At 55.9% G+C, this 15,559-nt stretch carries 15 protein-coding genes and 1 pseudogene; 12 read left to right on the forward strand and 4 right to left on the reverse strand.

The features are described 5' to 3' along the window. Nucleotides 1-64 precede the first annotated feature (64 nt). Genes BLU15_RS33280 through BLU15_RS33295 form a run of 4 tightly spaced genes read left to right on the forward strand, consistent with a single transcriptional unit; the run spans nucleotide 65 to nucleotide 3,620 of the window. Entirely contained in the window at nucleotides 65-895 is an 831-nt protein-coding gene (locus BLU15_RS33280; RefSeq protein WP_176960436.1) for a carbohydrate ABC transporter permease, read from the forward strand. Beyond that, the gene (locus BLU15_RS33285) at nucleotides 888-1,739 is read left to right on the forward strand and encodes a carbohydrate ABC transporter permease (RefSeq protein ID WP_090301318.1); all 852 of its coding nucleotides are present in this window, start codon (nucleotides 888-890) and stop codon (nucleotides 1,737-1,739) included. Before BLU15_RS33280 ends, BLU15_RS33285 begins: the two co-directional genes overlap by 8 nt. Next, nucleotides 1,736-2,683 carry a carbohydrate kinase family protein gene (locus BLU15_RS33290; RefSeq protein WP_090301320.1) on the forward strand — a complete coding sequence of 316 codons (948 nt, stop codon included), beginning with the start codon at nucleotides 1,736-1,738 and terminating at the stop codon, nucleotides 2,681-2,683. The genes BLU15_RS33285 and BLU15_RS33290 overlap by 4 nt, the downstream gene beginning before the upstream one ends. Then, nucleotides 2,676-3,620, forward strand: coding sequence for a carbohydrate ABC transporter permease (locus BLU15_RS33295; protein WP_090301323.1), 945 nt, complete (start codon nucleotides 2,676-2,678; stop codon nucleotides 3,618-3,620). Before BLU15_RS33290 ends, BLU15_RS33295 begins: the two co-directional genes overlap by 8 nt. Here BLU15_RS33295 and BLU15_RS40380 read toward each other — a convergent pair. After that, on the reverse strand, nucleotides 3,583-3,849 hold the full coding sequence (locus BLU15_RS40380; RefSeq protein WP_244546892.1) for a hypothetical protein: 267 nt from the start codon (nucleotides 3,847-3,849) through the stop codon (nucleotides 3,583-3,585). The genes BLU15_RS33295 and BLU15_RS40380 overlap by 38 nt on opposite strands. Between BLU15_RS40380 and BLU15_RS33300 the strand changes: the two genes are divergently transcribed. The 5 genes from BLU15_RS33300 to BLU15_RS33320 are packed head-to-tail and all read left to right on the forward strand — an operon-like array spanning nucleotide 3,836 to nucleotide 9,836. Then, nucleotides 3,836-4,459 (forward strand): carbohydrate ABC transporter permease, encoded by a 624-nt coding sequence (locus BLU15_RS33300; protein ID WP_244546893.1) that lies wholly within the window; start codon nucleotides 3,836-3,838, stop codon nucleotides 4,457-4,459. The two genes, BLU15_RS40380 and BLU15_RS33300, sit on opposite strands and share 14 nt — an antisense overlap. Then, complete coding sequence (locus tag BLU15_RS33305) at nucleotides 4,456-6,615, forward strand: ADP-ribosylglycohydrolase family protein (RefSeq protein WP_244546894.1); 2,160 nt, start codon at nucleotides 4,456-4,458, stop codon at nucleotides 6,613-6,615. Before BLU15_RS33300 ends, BLU15_RS33305 begins: the two co-directional genes overlap by 4 nt. A 12-nt stretch (nucleotides 6,616-6,627) precedes the next feature. Continuing rightward, nucleotides 6,628-7,707, forward strand: coding sequence for an ABC transporter ATP-binding protein (locus tag BLU15_RS33310; protein WP_090301327.1), 1,080 nt, complete (start codon nucleotides 6,628-6,630; stop codon nucleotides 7,705-7,707). Nucleotides 7,708-7,745: 38 nt separating this feature from the next. After that, nucleotides 7,746-9,065: an ABC transporter substrate-binding protein gene (locus BLU15_RS33315; protein ID WP_090301329.1), complete on the forward strand. Its 1,320-nt coding sequence runs from the start codon at nucleotides 7,746-7,748 to the stop codon at nucleotides 9,063-9,065. A gap of 48 nt (nucleotides 9,066-9,113) precedes the next feature. Then, nucleotides 9,114-9,836 carry a 5-formyltetrahydrofolate cyclo-ligase gene (locus BLU15_RS33320; protein WP_090301331.1) on the forward strand — a complete coding sequence of 241 codons (723 nt, stop codon included), beginning with the start codon at nucleotides 9,114-9,116 and terminating at the stop codon, nucleotides 9,834-9,836. Here BLU15_RS33320 and BLU15_RS33325 read toward each other — a convergent pair. Then, on the reverse strand, nucleotides 9,796-10,611 hold the full coding sequence (locus tag BLU15_RS33325) for a GntR family transcriptional regulator (RefSeq protein ID WP_090301332.1): 816 nt from the start codon (nucleotides 10,609-10,611) through the stop codon (nucleotides 9,796-9,798). The two genes, BLU15_RS33320 and BLU15_RS33325, sit on opposite strands and share 41 nt — an antisense overlap. Nucleotides 10,612-10,737: 126 nt before the next feature. Here BLU15_RS33325 and BLU15_RS33330 point away from each other — a divergent pair, with 126 nt between their 5' ends. The 3 genes from BLU15_RS33330 to BLU15_RS33340 are packed head-to-tail and all read left to right on the forward strand — an operon-like array spanning nucleotide 10,738 to nucleotide 14,287. Then, nucleotides 10,738-12,567 (forward strand): PfkB family carbohydrate kinase, encoded by a 1,830-nt coding sequence (locus tag BLU15_RS33330; protein WP_090301334.1) that lies wholly within the window; start codon nucleotides 10,738-10,740, stop codon nucleotides 12,565-12,567. Beyond that, nucleotides 12,564-13,535: a nucleoside hydrolase gene (locus BLU15_RS33335; protein WP_090301336.1), complete on the forward strand. Its 972-nt coding sequence runs from the start codon at nucleotides 12,564-12,566 to the stop codon at nucleotides 13,533-13,535. Before BLU15_RS33330 ends, BLU15_RS33335 begins: the two co-directional genes overlap by 4 nt. Nucleotides 13,536-13,555: 20 nt before the next feature. Further along, entirely contained in the window at nucleotides 13,556-14,287 is a 732-nt protein-coding gene (locus tag BLU15_RS33340; RefSeq protein ID WP_090301338.1) for a 5-formyltetrahydrofolate cyclo-ligase, read from the forward strand. 309 nt (nucleotides 14,288-14,596) lie between these two features. On the opposite strand, the pseudogene BLU15_RS39220 reads toward BLU15_RS33340, so the two are convergent. Then, nucleotides 14,597-14,704, reverse strand: a pseudogene (locus BLU15_RS39220) (integrase core domain-containing protein); the annotation flags it as partial. Between the two features lie 151 nt (nucleotides 14,705-14,855). Then, nucleotides 14,856-15,557, reverse strand: coding sequence for an alpha/beta hydrolase (locus BLU15_RS33345; protein ID WP_090301340.1), 702 nt, complete (start codon nucleotides 15,555-15,557; stop codon nucleotides 14,856-14,858). Nucleotides 15,558-15,559 lie beyond the last annotated feature (2 nt).

A 15,559-nucleotide genomic window follows, 5' to 3' on the forward strand; every position in this document is an offset into this window, starting at 1 on the left:
TAGGCTAAGGGCGACGGTTATGCATAGGCAAGTGAACGCCCCTTATGCTCTGCTGATACCCGGAATGGTGTTGCTTTCGGTCTTCTTGATCGTTCCAAGCATTTACGGATTTTGGCTCAGCTTACACGAGTTCGACGGCTTGACCGTCGGCGCCTGGAATGGGCTGGCGCAATATCAAGCGGTTCTCAACGATCCCGAATTTTTGGGCGCGCTGTGGCATACCGTCGTCTTCGCGGTGATCGTCGTGATCGGAAAGAACGTCGCGGGGTTGGCCCTCGCTGTTCTGGTGAGCGCGCCCCTAAAAGGGGCACGTGTTGCGAGGACGCTGCTGTTCTTGCCGGTCACGATGAACATCATCGTCATCGGGGCATTCTGGACGTTTTTCCTGTCGGCCCGCCGTTTTGGTGGCCTGTTCAATGAAATGTTGAATGCCATTGGCCTTAGCGCTCTCGAGTCCTCCTGGCTAAGTTCCGACGCGACGGCGCTTGCAAGCGTGGCCGCCGTCGAGATCTGGCGCTGGGCTGGGTTGCACATGCTGCTGTTCCTTGCAGGGATACAGGCCATCGAACCGCAACTCTATGACGCGGGGCGAATGGACGGCGCCAATGCATTGCAGAGATTTTGGAACATCACCTTGCCCCAGCTTGGACCTGTGCTCTCGGTTTCGATCCTTCTCGCTCTGATGGGTGCCTTCGTGCGCAGCTTCGACGTCGTATGGGTTTTGACGCGAGGAGGCTTCGGAACCGATGTGGTGGTGACCCATATGTACAACGAAGCATTTCAGTTCTCGCGCTTCGGTCGAGCGGCTGCCATGGGCTACATCCTCTTTGCGATCATCGCTGCAATCTCTTTCACTTTCCTGTTCTTCAACAGAAGGAGCGGCCAAGATGCTTAGGCGCGCCGCACGACCCTTTTCCGCACAGACAGTCTGGAAGATGAGCCTTGGGCACTTGGCGCTCGCGTTCGCCGTCGTCCAAGCCATGTGGCCGGTCGTTTGGATACTTTTCGGATCGCTAAAATCCCGGCAGGAATTTTATACAAACCCATGGGGAATGCCGCGGAGCTGGCAGTTCAGCAATTATTCGGACGCTTTCGCGATTGCGCGTGTCGGAGATTACCTGCTGAATAGCCTGATCGTCGTTGCCCTGGGTCTTGTGATCTTGCTGTTTGCAGCGGCGACCACAGCGTATGCGCTCGCGCGCTTCTCTTTTCCGGGGCGCGATGCTGTCAGTGTGATCATTCTAGCCACAATGATGATCCCTCCCGATATTCTGACCATACCGCTTTTTGTTGTGCTGCGTTCCCTCGGTCTCTTAGGCGGCTTCTTTGGTCTCGCCTTTATATATGCTGCCGGCGGTTTCGGCATGTCGGTCTTCTTGCTCCGCTCCTATTTCCTCGCCGTCCCTGTTGAACTGGAAGAGGCAGCGGTTCTGGAGGGAGCGAGCCCACTGAGAATCCTTGTTCACGTGATCCTCCCGCTCACCCTGCCAGGTTTTCTCGCTGTGACAATCATTCAGGCCATGGGAATGTGGAACGACCTATATCTTGCTTTCGTGTTTCTGCGGGATCCGTCGTCCGCGACCGTGCCTTTGGGGTTGCTGAATTTCTTTCATCGTGAAGCCATCGACTGGCCGAGGCTCCTTGCCGCTTTAAGCATCCTCACTTTGCCCGTCCTCGTTTTCTATTCGCTCTTCCAACGTCGCTTCGTGGAAGGCCTAACCTCGGGAGCGGTAAAATGATATCCAGTCTTCCTCTGCTAGTATTGTCAAATGTGATAGTCGATGACGTCTGGGAAGCGGACGGAAGACACCGGGGCCTCAATCTGGGTGGAGCAGCGGTTTGGGCTGCTGTCGGCGCCAAGTTCTGGTTGCCGGCAGTCGGGATCGTCGCGGGCGTTGGTGAAGACATCGACCAGGTTAGCGGCGGCTGGTTGCGCAAGCACGGACTTTTGCCAGATGGGGAAATAAAGCGAACCGCGAACACAATACGCTCTACACTTCGTTATCTGCCCGACGGCGACCGTACCGAGACACCGGCTTTCGGCCCCGAGCATTTTCAGAACCTTCAACTCATACCCGCCGATATCCCGCCGAGCCTTCGCCCCGCGGCCGCAACCTACATCTTTCGCGACCTGTGGCCTGAATTTTGGGATAGCTATAGTGAGTATCGCTCTCAGCTCGGCAAGACGCTTTGGGAACTACAAGGGGATGTCGCGGGGGCCAAGTATTGGTCGGCAATAAAAACCCAACTGTCCAACGTCGATATCTTCTCGCTCAATCTGGCAGAAGCTGAATGTCTGCTGGGAGCAGAGCGCACTCCACAAGATCTCACCTCAGAACTGATCGACGCCGGCGCGGGCATAGTTGTCCTCAGAATGGGCGCACGCGGTGCCATGGTCGCATCCGGCAATGCCAGGCTCTTCGTCCGCCCGCCAAATTACAAGGTCGGGGATGTCACAGGAGGTGGCAACGCTTTCTGTGGTGGCTTCCTGGCCGGATGGACGCTGAACCCCGGGGATCTGGAACTTGCTGCGCGAACCGCCGCTGCTTCCGCGGCGCTGTGCATAGGCCAATATGGGCTTCCAGATCCGGCTGTCTCAAACGTTGCTGTAAAGCTTGCCGATGCGTGTCAGGTGGAATGGGATTCCCCAGTCCCATTGTCAGAGGAAAAGCTTCATGGCTGATGCAGAAGCTCCTTCAGTTAACGTCGCGGTAAGCGCTACGTTAACGAAGCGAACTCAAAAGCACGCGCGTTCTAACGGCCGTTCCGGCGACTTTAAATATGTTCTTTTTGTCCTGCCCGCCCTGCTACTAAGCGCGTCCATTGTGATCGTGCCCGCAGTGCTTACGTTTGCCGCGTCTTTTACCGACTGGGACGGCGTATCGGACCCTTACTGGGTTGGGCTCGAAAACTTTCAGTACCTTCTTTCGGACCGGACGTTCTGGCAGGCGATTTACAATAACATTACCTGGACGATCATCTTCCTGACCGTTCCAATGGCGATTGCGCTCATTGCGGCGTCTGTCCTTCTCAATCGTAAGAAGAGCGCGGCGGTCTATCAGGTCGTCTTGTTGACGCCCTACATCCTTTCTCCGATCGCCAATGCGAGCATCTGGAAGTTCATCATATTCGATCCGATTTCGGGTGTCGTGTCGTTCATCAACCGGCAAGGTATCCCCGTTTCCAACCCTCTAGGTGAGCCCTCGACTGCGCTTTATGCAGTCGCGTCAGTCGATATGTGGCACTTCTGGGGCTATCTCGCGGTCGTTTTCCTCGCCGCAATGCGCCAGACGCCGGCGGATCAACTGGAGGCAGCGTTTCTTGAAGGAGCAAATGGCTGGCAGGTTTTTCGGTATGTGACCCTGCCGAACATACTCCCCACTATCGCGCTGATGGTTGCGATGGTGACGATCTTCTCTTTCCTGACGTTCGATTACGTCTATCTGCTGACAAATGGCGGCCCCGCACACTCCACGGAGATGCTTTCGACGCTGGCCTATAGCGCAGCGTTTCGAACGTTCGAAGTCGGCAAAGCGGCGGCGATCGCGCTGTTTATGAGCCTCTTCGGGCTGGTCGCATCATTCATTTACGTCTGGATGAGCAGAGAGACGCTGCGATGAGCCATTCTACATCCACTGCGCCATCGGCAAACAGCATCTGGGGAAGCCTGTTTCTCTCAATCTCGGTGGTCGTCGCACTGGCGCCCTTCTGCCTTGTGATCATGAACGCATTCAAATCGCATGCGGAGATCGTCGCCAACCCACTTGCACTGCCCGACAGCTTCAGCATGGCGAATTTCGTGACTGCCTGGACGACCGGCCGGTTCTCGACTGGATTGTTCAACAGCATTGCAATTTGCGGGTTCACTATCGTCATTACTGTCGGATTGGCGTCTCTTGCGGCATTCCCGCTCGCACGAAGGAAAGGAAAGATCTGGCGGCTTATCTCGATCTATTTCCTCTGCGCCGTGACCGTGCCGATCCAGCTGTTCATTTTCCCGCTCTATTTCATCTTCGCAGCGCTCGGCATCGTTGGAAATCCGTTCGCAACAAGTCTCATTTTGTCGGCAATCAATCTGCCGCTGGCGGTCTTTTTGTTACGCACATATGTCCTCGCGATACCTCAGGAGCTCGACGACGCGGCCTTCATGGACGGTGCAGGTTCTTGGAAGACCTTCTGGTACGTCATCCTCCCGCTTCTGCGGCCCGGTTTGATTACAGTCGCTATCCTCGTCGGTTTTAACGCCTGGAACGAATTCATGATCACCTCGACCTTCCAGCAGGGTCAGGCCAACTTCACAATGACCCTCGGCTATCTCTCCATGAATTCGACGATCGTCACCGATCGCGGAATCATGATGGCCGGCGCGCTCATCATCATCTTTCCCATCATTATCTTCTTCCTGGCGATGCAGCGTTTCTTCATCGGCGGAATGACAGCAGGAGCAGTAAAGGGATGAACATGCCAGTCGATAACAGGAGCATTTTGAACAAGGACGGGTTTGCTGAAAAAACCTATGCCGGCGTGGTCGGCAAACTTATCGGCGTCTATCTCGGCCGAGCCGTGGAGGGGTGGTCCTATGACGCGATCCGCAACACTTTCGGCGAGATCGACTACTTCGTGAACGACAAGGTCAACTGGCCGTTGATCGTGCCCGACGATGATATCTCCGGTACTTTTCTGTTCTATCGCGCGCTGGAAGACAACGGTTTTCCGACGAATATTTCTGCCAAGGCTATCGGCGATACGTGGCTGAACTACATCATCGAGGACAAGACCGTTCTCTGGTGGGGTGGCCTGGGCCGCTCGACCGAACATACCGCTTACCTTCGACTGAAGAACGGCATCCATGCGCCAGAAAGCGGTTCTGCAAAACTCAATAGCCGCGCGATGGCGGAAGCGATCGGCTCAGAGATTTTCATCGACACCTGGGCGATGTCGAACCCGGGAAATCCGGAACGGGCCGCCGATATGGCGCGCAAGGCCAGCACCGTCAGCCACGATGGCATTGCAGTCGAAGCCGCAGTGCTACTCGCCGCAATGCAGGCCGCTGCTTTCAGCGAGACAGATATCAACAAGCTGCTTGATATTGGTCTGCGCCATAGTCGGCATGATGAGCTCAAGAGGATCGTCGGTGATGTTCGCGAGCAATGCGCCAAGGCCAATCACTGGAGAGATGTCCGCCAATGGCTGGAAGACAACCACTCCTACCGCCACTACCCCGGCTGCTGCCCGATGGTGCCGAACCACGCCCTGTTGCTCGCATCCTTCATTCTCGGCGGTGACGATGTTCAGCACGGTCTGAAGATCGCAGTCTCCTCTGGCTGGGATACGGATTGCAACGCCGGCAACCTTGCATGCTTGAATGGGATCCGACTCGGTCTGAAGGCGTTCGATCAGGGTCCCGATTTCCGTGGGCCGATCTCCGATCTGATGTACGTGGTCGGTGCTGATGGCGGCGATTGCTTCAGCGACGCCGTTATTGAGACGCGCCGCGTTCGCCGGACCGCCGCAGCTCTCAACGGATGGACATACGAACAACCCAAATCGCGTTTCGCATTCGAATACCCAGGCTCCGTGCAGGGCTTTCAGCTGTGCCCGCATCACGACGGCAGGCAAGCGATCACGGCTGTGGGCAACCTGAATACGTGCGGTGGAGAGAGTGGTCTCGAAATTCGATACGAGGCGCTTGCCAAGGGCGTGAGCGGGTCTGTTTCTGTCCCGACGTTCATCGAACCGAAGCCGCGTGCGCTATCGGAAACCAGCTATTTCGAAGTGCTTGCCAGCCCGTCTATTTACGGCACCCAGACCGTGAAAGCCACGGTTCGAGCGTTTGACGCTGACACGCCGCTTCTGAACTTCTTTGTCATCCACTATGATGGTGATGGCAACCTCGCAAAGGTCAAGGGAGAAACGTTCAACCTCAAGAAGGGCGACAACGCTCTTACCTGGAAAGTGCCTAATGTTCGCGGTCTGCCAATACATCGCATCGGACTTGAGCTGAACGCCGAAAAGCGCCTCACAGGCAGGGTCGCCCTTCTTGATATGGACTGGTCCGGTTCGCCAGAAGCCTTCGTCATGGGCTCTGCCTATGACCTGTCGCCGAGTATTTCTCCATTTGACACCTCGTCTTGCTGGCTGAAATCATTCGTCAGCTCTGCTTTGCATTTCCGTCCAGACGTGGACACTACGTTCGCGCTCTCCCATCCCTTCGAAAACGGCGCGATCACGACGGGTAGCCGCGACTGGGACGACTATAAGGTGTCATCGCGTCTCACCATGGATCTACATAAATCAGCGGGTCTTATCGCGAGATCACGTGGCCACAGGCGCTACTACGCGGCTATCCTTGAAGGTCAAAAAGCCAAGCTTATAAAGCGGAAGGACGAGCACGTCACCGTGCTTGCGGAAGTCCCCTTTGCCTATGAGGAAAACGCGAAACTCAAGTTCGTTTTCTCCGCCAAGGGCAAGCAGCTTGAGCTTTCGATCGACGGCGAAACGCTCGTGAAGTCAGAAGACGCCGAATACGTGAGCGGCGGCGCTGGTTTCCTCATTGAGGAAGGCACCATCCCCGCGCTCGGCTTTGAAGTTCACTCTCTGGCAGAAGAAGAATAAGGAACGACGAAAATGGCAGATCTCCGTCTCAACCGAGTGACGAAGAGTTATGGCGATCATTTGGTGATTGAACCGCTCGATTTGGCGGCTGAGGCGGGGGAGTTTGTTGTCTTCGTCGGTCCCTCTGGATGCGGCAAGTCGACACTGCTGAGAATGATCGCCGGCCTCGAAAACACGACCGGTGGCGAAATCGAGATTGGAGGAAAGGCTGTAACACACCTTTCCCCGGTCGACCGGGGCGTTGCGATGGTGTTTCAGAGCTACGCACTTTATCCCCACATGACAGTCGAAGAAAATATCGGCTTTGGCCTCAAAATCGCGGGGCTCCCTAAGGCAGAGCGCAAAGCGAAAGTGGCAAAGGCCGCCGAGGTCTTGCAGTTGACACCCTATCTGCAGCGCAAGCCCAAGGCACTTTCAGGCGGCCAGCGCCAGCGTGTTGCGATCGGCCGTGCGATCGTCAAGGAACCTCGAATTTTCCTGTTCGACGAACCCCTCTCCAACCTTGATGCGGAACTCCGCGTTCAAATGCGTCTGGAGGTCGCAAGGCTTCATCAAGAGCTCGGTGCGACAATGGTCTATGTCACCCACGACCAGGTGGAGGCCATGACGCTTGCCGATAAGATCGTGGTCCTTCGAGCGGGCAGGATAGAGCAGGTCGGAAGCCCGATGGAGCTCTACGAAAACCCCGACAATACATTCGTGGCGGGGTTCATTGGCTCGCCCAAGATGAACTTTGTCAATTGCACCGTCGAATCCGTAAGCGCCACCGGTTTGTCAGTTGCTGCTCAGGATCTGGGTTCGGCGACATTCACGGTGACGAATGTCCGTGGTCCGGTGGACGCCGGTGCAAAACTGACAATGGGCTTCCGTCCCGAACACATCACGACTTCCGTAGACTTCCCGATCTCGGGGCGGATCGACGTCGTCGAGCGCCTTGGTAACGTGACGTATGCCCATGTCGCTACGGTCAACGGCGCGCGCATCATCCTCGAACTCAGAGGCGATGATCGTGTCCGCCAAGGCGACACAATCTCTTTCAAACCCAAGCCCGACAGGGTGCTGCTTTTCGATCCCAACGGGCAGCGTGTCTGACGGCGATTACAGTAAACAACAAAAGAGAGGAACTAACCATGAAACGGATATTTGGAAGTGCCCTGGTTATCTCCGCCACCTTAGGTGCAGGGCCGGCTTTTTCAAAGGATAAGATCACAATGTGGTTTTGGGGGGCTTCGCCCGCCTATCAGCAGGCGTTGGATGAAGCACTCACCAAACCATTCAATGCCTCGCAGGATCAATATGAACTCGTGATCGAGTATCGCACGTCGGTCGATAACGACGTCCGCACATCGGTGATGGCGGGCCAGGGTCCGGATCTGGTTTATACATCAGGCCCATCCGACGTAACGCCTCTGGCGAAGGCCGGTAAGCTCGCACCGATGGAAGACTACGCGAAGAAGTACGGTTGGAGCGAACGGCTTCTGCGACCGGTTCTCGATACATGCCAACAGATCGGCCACCTCTATTGCCTGCCTCCGTCGGTGATGGCTGACGGGATGTATTACAACCAGGCTGTTCTAGCGGAAAACGGCTGGGACGTTCCGAAGAACAAGGACGACCTCGAGAAGATCATGAAGGCGGCCCAGGAAAAGGGCATGTACGCATCAGTGACCGGCAACAGTGGTTGGCAGCCGATAAACGAGAACTACGCCTCTATCTTCCTGAACCAGATAGTCGGTCCGAAATACATATATGAACTGCTGACCGGCAAGGAAGACTGGTCCTCTCCCGAAATGAATGCCGCGATCAAGGAGCTCGACCGCTGGTACAAGGCGGGCTACCTCGGCGGCAAGGACTACTTTTCTCTCAACTTCGACTCCTCAATCGCGCTTCTGCAGCAGAAGCGGTCGCCCTTCTTCTTTGCTCCCTCGTTCAGCTATCAGTGGGCAGTCAACTACTTCAAGGACGACAGCGCCGACGACCTCGGTTTCGCGGCATTTCCTAACATGAACTCGTCGCAGCCTTATCCCATCTACTCAATTGGCAGCGCGTTCACCTATTCGATCAATGCCAATTCGCAGGTCAAGGACGGCGCAGCGATGGTTCTCGATATGATGATGTCGAAGAAGTTCGCGACGGACATCGCAAAGGTATGGCCGGGCTATTGGTCTATTCCACTCAATGATTTCCCGAACGATCCCACAGCGACTGGCATCACCAAATCTTACTACGACGCAATGGCCGATATCACGGCTGCCGTGAAGCAGGGGCATTTCGGATACAAGATCGTCGCCTTCTTCCCTCCCGCGACGAAAGACGTCTTCATCCAGGATCTGGAATCTGTCTGGCTCAGCAAGGAGACACCCGAGGAAATGCTGGAGAAGGCCGGAAAAGCCTTTGAGAAGGAATCTCGTCGGGGGCTGGTACCCCAGGTCACCGCTCCAACATTCTGAACGGATTTGCCGCGGAAACGCGCGGCAAATATCCTTGAGGATCGAACAATGCCAAACCATGACAGAATTGCAAGCGAGATCGAGCGGAATGTGGGCCCGTTTGCGCGCCCCGATTCGCATTTCCATCTCGACTTCAGCCGGTTTATTCCCGGGTTTGTGGGGGACGAAATTGCAGCCGAGCGCCTTCTGGAACGCCTCGATCTTGTCCCCAGCCGGCGGATCTTCGTAACACCGGACAACGCGCTCATTCCAATACGTCAACGCCTGCTTGAAGCCAACATTGACCTTGTCTTGCCGACCTATGGACTTCATGACGGGTTCGTTGTCGTTTCGCCCTCGACAATTCCTCCGGGACATGAGCGCTATGCTAGCTGGCTGGACGGAACGCAGCACTTTGGCAAGGCCGTAACTTTGAAGGAACTACGTTCGCGAGGGCCATTCGATCTGATCATCGCTGGAGCCGCGGCCGTCGACCGTACCGGACGCCGGTTTGGCATGGGCAGCTTCTATCTCGATATCGAGTGGGGCGTATTTGCGGAGGCGGAGTTAGTCAATGCAGAGACATCAATCGTCGCTGTCGTCCATGACACACAAATTTCGGACGAACTCGTAACCACGAGCCGGGGTCATGTTCATGCCGACATTGTCGTAACACCCACCGCAACACTCGATATCGGGATTAAACCCAGACCAGAAAATCTGGACTGGAGCCTGGTGGACGAAGAGCTTTCTAACTCTCCACCGCTTCGCGAACTGAAGGACGATCACTGAGAGCTTTGCCCCCAGGTTCATGGGAGGCGAAGTGGAACTTAACTTGGCCGGACCAAAGAGCGACTGTGTATTCGGTTGCTCGTTCCTTTGAGTCGAATCCAAGGCCTGTGAACCTGATGACTTGGCTTTCCGGTTCGACGTGGAGTTGATGAGCTTCGGAAGGCGATACAGTCACCAGCTCAACGATGTTGTCTGTTCTGGAAAGATGGATGCTGTAGTGTTCTTCCAGAGCAGCCCACAAAGAACCGTTCGCTAGGTCGACATTCTCGATGCCAGCGAACCGCTTAGTTGGAAGCCAGGACGTCGTAATAGCCATTGGCCGTCCTTCGACTTCGCGCACTCGCCGGAAGACCAGGCATTTCTCGTCCGGTTCCAATCCAAGAGCCGCACGAACTTTTTCGGGAGGATCAATCACCGACTTGAGGTCGATGATTGTCTTGGTTTCAAAACCCTGACGACGGAGTTGTTCCGTAAAGCTCATCATCAGGCTTAACTCGAAGGTGACGGGCTCTTTGGGCGCAACCACAATCGTCCCTATGCCATGTGTGCGACGTATAAACCCGCTGGACGCCAAACCTTCTAGAGAGTGTCGGACCGTCATTCGGCTGATGCCGTAGAGAGTGGCGAGTTCCGTTTCGCGCGGGAGCCTGCTGCCATTCGCCAATGAGCCGGACAAAATCTGACGCCGGATGTCTTGCTCAACCTGCGCGTACACCGGAACTGGCGATTCCGCATCGATCAGTCCGGGCTCGAGAGCGCCTTGCTTGCTTGCCATTTTCGTTCCTCGGTCAATGGTTTGGCTGTTTCTCGGTGACTCGTATTCCAAAAGATTACAAGCCCCCTTGCTGATAGAGGTATTATAATATAGACCTATCCTGACGGTACAGAGGAAAATGAGAATATGACGATCCTAGTAGCAGGAAGCGCAGCGCACGAAGACCTTATACTTGATGCGGACCGCCAACCCTCATCCTCGGAAGTTGCCACTCTATCGATCAATCCAGGTTCCAAAGGCATTTGGTTGCCAGGAGGCGCTGCCAGAACGATCTCGCTCGCGGCCAGGGTTCAGGGGGCGGATGTCCGCCTTTGGTATCCTCAGCCGGCGAACGACCGGGCCATAGCTCTCCTTCAAGAAATGGGCGTCGATATTTCTCAGACACCGCTCCTCGACATCGAAGCCGTCCGTTGCCTCCTGGTCTACGGAAAAAGTGGACGGCTCGCTTGGTCAACGCGCCTTCTTTCCGTCATGCCCGAGTGTGTTGACCGGCTTCTTGAAGGGGTCACGCACACTGTCATTTCGCCGGTGTGGGGTCCTTGGGCAGACACTCTCGTCGAAGCCTCCAGCAAGCGTAACATCCCGATCTCGCTGATCGGCGACGCCTCGGTGCAAGCTCGTTCCTACAAGTGGCATACGGTCATCGTGGACGGTGAGCAGTTCGCAGCGCTCGGCGATATTGCTTGCGAGACCGCTGTTGTCACGGATGGCGAGCGTGGAGCGACGGTTCGGCACAACGGAGCAGTCACCAAGATTGAGGCTGTTAAAGCAAACGTCGTCGATACGACCGGAGCCGGAGACACGTTCGGAGGTTCTTTTCTCGCCGGTCGTCTTCTAGGTCAAAGTATTGATTATGCTGGAAAATTTGCGGCGAAAATAGCCGCGCGCGCGTGTGAAGGATGGGGTTCGTGGGCCGCATTCGAAAAAAAGGAGCAGATTACATTGTCAAACGATATCTTCGATAGGATTGAAGGCGCACTTCTCGCAACAGCCTGTGGTGACGCATTCGGTATGCCAAACTCATTCCTCAAGTCGCCTTTGTGGCGTTCTCAGATGGATGTCGGCCCCGAAAACAGCCCGTATCACGCAGGCTATCCGGCGGGCCGGATCACGGATGATACCGAACAGGCGCTTGCTCTGACAGACGCGTTGGAAGAAGGCTTCACACCTGAAATTGTTGCAAAACATCTGAATGACTGGTTTGTCAGTGTCGGCGGAGAAAACTCGCTTGCTGTCGGACCGAGCACCAAACGCGCGCTCATGGCTTATCAGGCCGGCGCGCCGGTTTCGGAAATCGGCCGTTTCGGCGTGACGAACGGCGCGGCAATGCGCATTTCCCCCATTGGCGTCTATGGCGCGATTGCCGGCCTCACGCTTGAGCAGCTTGCAAAGCTCGTCGCCACCGCCTGCATGCCCACCCACGCGACAAGCCCTGCAATCTCCGGCGCACTGGCTTTGGCCGCGGCGATCTCGGCCGGCATCGAAGGTAAATCATGGGAAGAGGTCATGAACGCCTCGATCGCTGGCGCTCGACTTGGGGCCGAACACGGCAACTGGATTTATGCTGCCGACATGGCATCCCGGATCGAACTGGCGCGACGACTGGCGAGCCAAGCGGGGAGCAAGCTTGAACTGGCAAGGCTGATGTCCGAGGTTGTCGGCGCTGGCGAACCGACGACTGAATCCGTTCCCGCAGCCATCGGAATCGCCGACTTCGCTCGAGGCAATCCCACGCTAGCTATCGAAATCGCAGGCAATCTTCGCGGCGACACAGATACTGTTGCAGCCATGGCCGGTGCTGTGTGCGGTGCCTTCGCCGGTGCATCCGCGCTACCCAAGGAATGGGGCGCGCTCGTCGAGGCAACCAATAAGCTCAGCAGTCGCCAATGGGCTGAGCGTCTTCAGATACTCGCAAAACGTGACTCGGCTGGCGCGAAGCGGAGTGTGGCGGCATGATCCCTACTCTGATTGATTGCGATCCCGGCATTGATGATTCCGTAGCAATCCTATTCGCACTCGGTTCGGGCGTCCTTGACGTCCGAGCCGTAACCGCTGTCTCTGGAAACTTGACCTCGGATATTTGCGCACAAAACGCGTGCCGTATCCTCGACCTTGCGAACCGGCGCGATATCGCGGTTGCTGCCGGTCCGATGAAGCCGCTTGTGCGCCCCTATCCACGTGATCCGTTTTCGCACGGCAGCGATGGACTTGGTGAGCTCAATCTGCCTGAGTCGAGCCGGGAGCCCGATGACATTTTCGCCCCTGACCTGATCATTCGCGAGGCAAATCGTTACAACGGCGAGCTTGTCATCCTGGCTTTGGGGCCTCTGACCAACCTTGCTCTGGCCCTCATCAAAGATCCGCTTTTGCCTCGCAAAGTGAAGCGCTTGATCATCATAGGTGGTTCCTATGGTTTTCAGTCGAACGGGAGCACTCGCGCCACCGGCGACAACCCCGCGAGTGAATGGAACATCTACGTCGACCCAGAGGCCGCGAAGCTTGTGTTCGAGGCTGGCTTTAATCTCTCGGCAGTCGGCCTGGACGTTGCAACACACCCCTCCATTGAGCTGTCGCAGGAGCATCGATCGGCTCTTTTGAGGTCGTTAAATGCGCAAAGCGAATTCCTGTTGGGCGTGGTCGGTTTCGTGGAGAAGCGAGGTTTCGGATCCTATTGCGGGTTGATCGACTCCCTGGCTGTGGCAACTGCTGTCGACGATTCGGTGTTGAAATATGAAGCGGTGGCAGTTGGCATTGAGACCGCCAGCGCTCTCAGTTTAGGCCAGACGGTTGTCGATCGTAGGGACCATTTCCGATGGTCAAATCTACCGATCGTAGAGGCGGCGAGTGAAGTGGATGCAAATCGCTTCTTTGCGTTGCTGGTGCCGAGCATTGCCTCACCTGCTTCAAAGTCGATTCTGAGCTGATTCAGAACAAGGGGATTATTATGGATCACAAAACATCCGTTCGAGAGCGAGTTTGGGCAGGCCTTCGCGAAGTTGCTCTGCCAGACAGTCGATTTCACTACGATTTTGGCGAATTCATCGCCGATTTCGAAGGCGGTGACGCGGCATGTGCACGCCTTACTAGCGACGACTATTACCGAAACAGTGAGCTGATTTTCATCGCGCCCGACAATTGCATCGAGCGCCTCAGACTGCAGGCCCTTCGCGATGGCAAGAAGGTTCTGATGACGACCTATTCAATCAAACGCGGGTTCTGGTTGCTGGATCCTGACGTTATGAGCTCCGACGACTTTGTTTACGCATCGACGCTTGACGGTATGGAGCGAGTAGCAACGCCACTTTCACTTGCAGAGATCTCGACAATTCAGCCCGTTGACTACCTGGTCACAGGAACAGGCGCAATCAATCATGAGGGCGTTCGGTTTGGGAAAGGCCACGGCTTCTTTGACGTGGAATGGGGTATGCTGTTCAAGCTAGGTCGGATCACAGTCAATACGCCGGCTGCGGCGGTCGTTCATGACTGCCAGTTGCTTACGGAAAAGTTGTATCCCGAGGTTTTTGATACTGTGGCTGATGTGATCTTCACTCCTACACAGACTATCCACGTGACAAACCCGCATAAGCCGACCTGTGGAATCATGTGGGACGTCCTGGATCCGCACATGTACGAAACTATCCCACCACTCCAGGAGTTGCGGGGCATGGGCCTCTAATCTGACTTTAGGATTGCGGCGAGCGGCGGCTGGGCTATCTGTCGTCGCGGAAGCGGAGTATACGTGTAAAGGCCTCTGCAAGGCCCACGCCAAGGCTATACAAAGCTTCTCAAACCCTGCGGTCGAATGTCAGTCGCCCGCAGGCCATGAGTGCCATGACTCGTGTACGCGTTTCGTTACCGTTTTCAGACGCTATGGGGTCGGGCGAACCTGCCACGGAACTTTCATCCATCGGCGGCTTGAGCACCGGCCTATTGTGAACCGCCCCATGTTTCTGGACCAGCTGAGGGCAAAGTTTTCCGGCCTATCTCAGGGGAACGGGCTGGCGACGCTTCCCGGATTCATCAGCGAGATCGGTAACTTGTTGCCGATCGCACCATGGGGCCGAAACTTATTGTAATCTCTGCGCCAATCCTCGGGTTCAAACCAGCAGGAATTACGGCGGCGCGTCTCGTGTTGATGATGAAGAGATCAAAATTGCAACCGGCGTCGCCATTCACGGTGATAAGCTTCACTCCCAACACACCAGCCGCCGAAGTCTTGTCCTAGATATTGGATCTGCGCTTCATTAATTCACGTCCGTACTCTCGAAACTGGATCTTCGAGATTTCCGTTCCCGCACTTGGAAAGGTTTCCTTACCTCCGCAAGGTCGGCCAGAAGTGCATTCACAATTGCCACTTCATGCTCGGAGACTTCGTGGGAACGGTCAGGGAAAAGCTCGCACAGTAGTCTGGACCGGCCCCGCCCCAAGGTCTCTACTGCGGACGCAAATGCGTCCACAGATATCCAAGGGTCCCGATCCGCGCCGGTTAGATAAACTGGCATGTGGTTCAGATCAGCAAACGGCCGATCGCAAAAGGATGTGCCGACTCTGCACCCGGTTAGATTGGCCATTGCGCCATTCCATGGCCCATACTTCATCGAGTATTCGAGTGACAAGCAGGCACCCTGGCTGAAACCGCCGATCAGCAGCGGCTTCTCGCCTCCTCCGGCTCTAACGAGATCAACCACAACCGTGCGAAGGTAATCTAGCGATTGATTGAGCTCGATCCGTGTTTCGGAAGTCAATGCGTCCGTAGCGCGAGCGCTGTACCAGCTGTTGGCCGCAGCCCTGGGAAGAGCGAAAGCAACATTCGGTGCATCGAGCTTAGTGATCACCTGATCAAGCATGTCTTCAGGCGACTGGGTACGCCCATGAGCGAAGATGCAAAGCACCTTCGCGGCTTGGGGTGGAGCCCCAAGGAACAGCGGTTCGTGATGATGTGACATAT

Origin of the sequence: Ensifer sp. YR511 (genome assembly GCF_900103045.1) — a bacterium.
GTDB lineage: Bacteria > Pseudomonadota > Alphaproteobacteria > Rhizobiales > Rhizobiaceae > Ensifer > Ensifer adhaerens.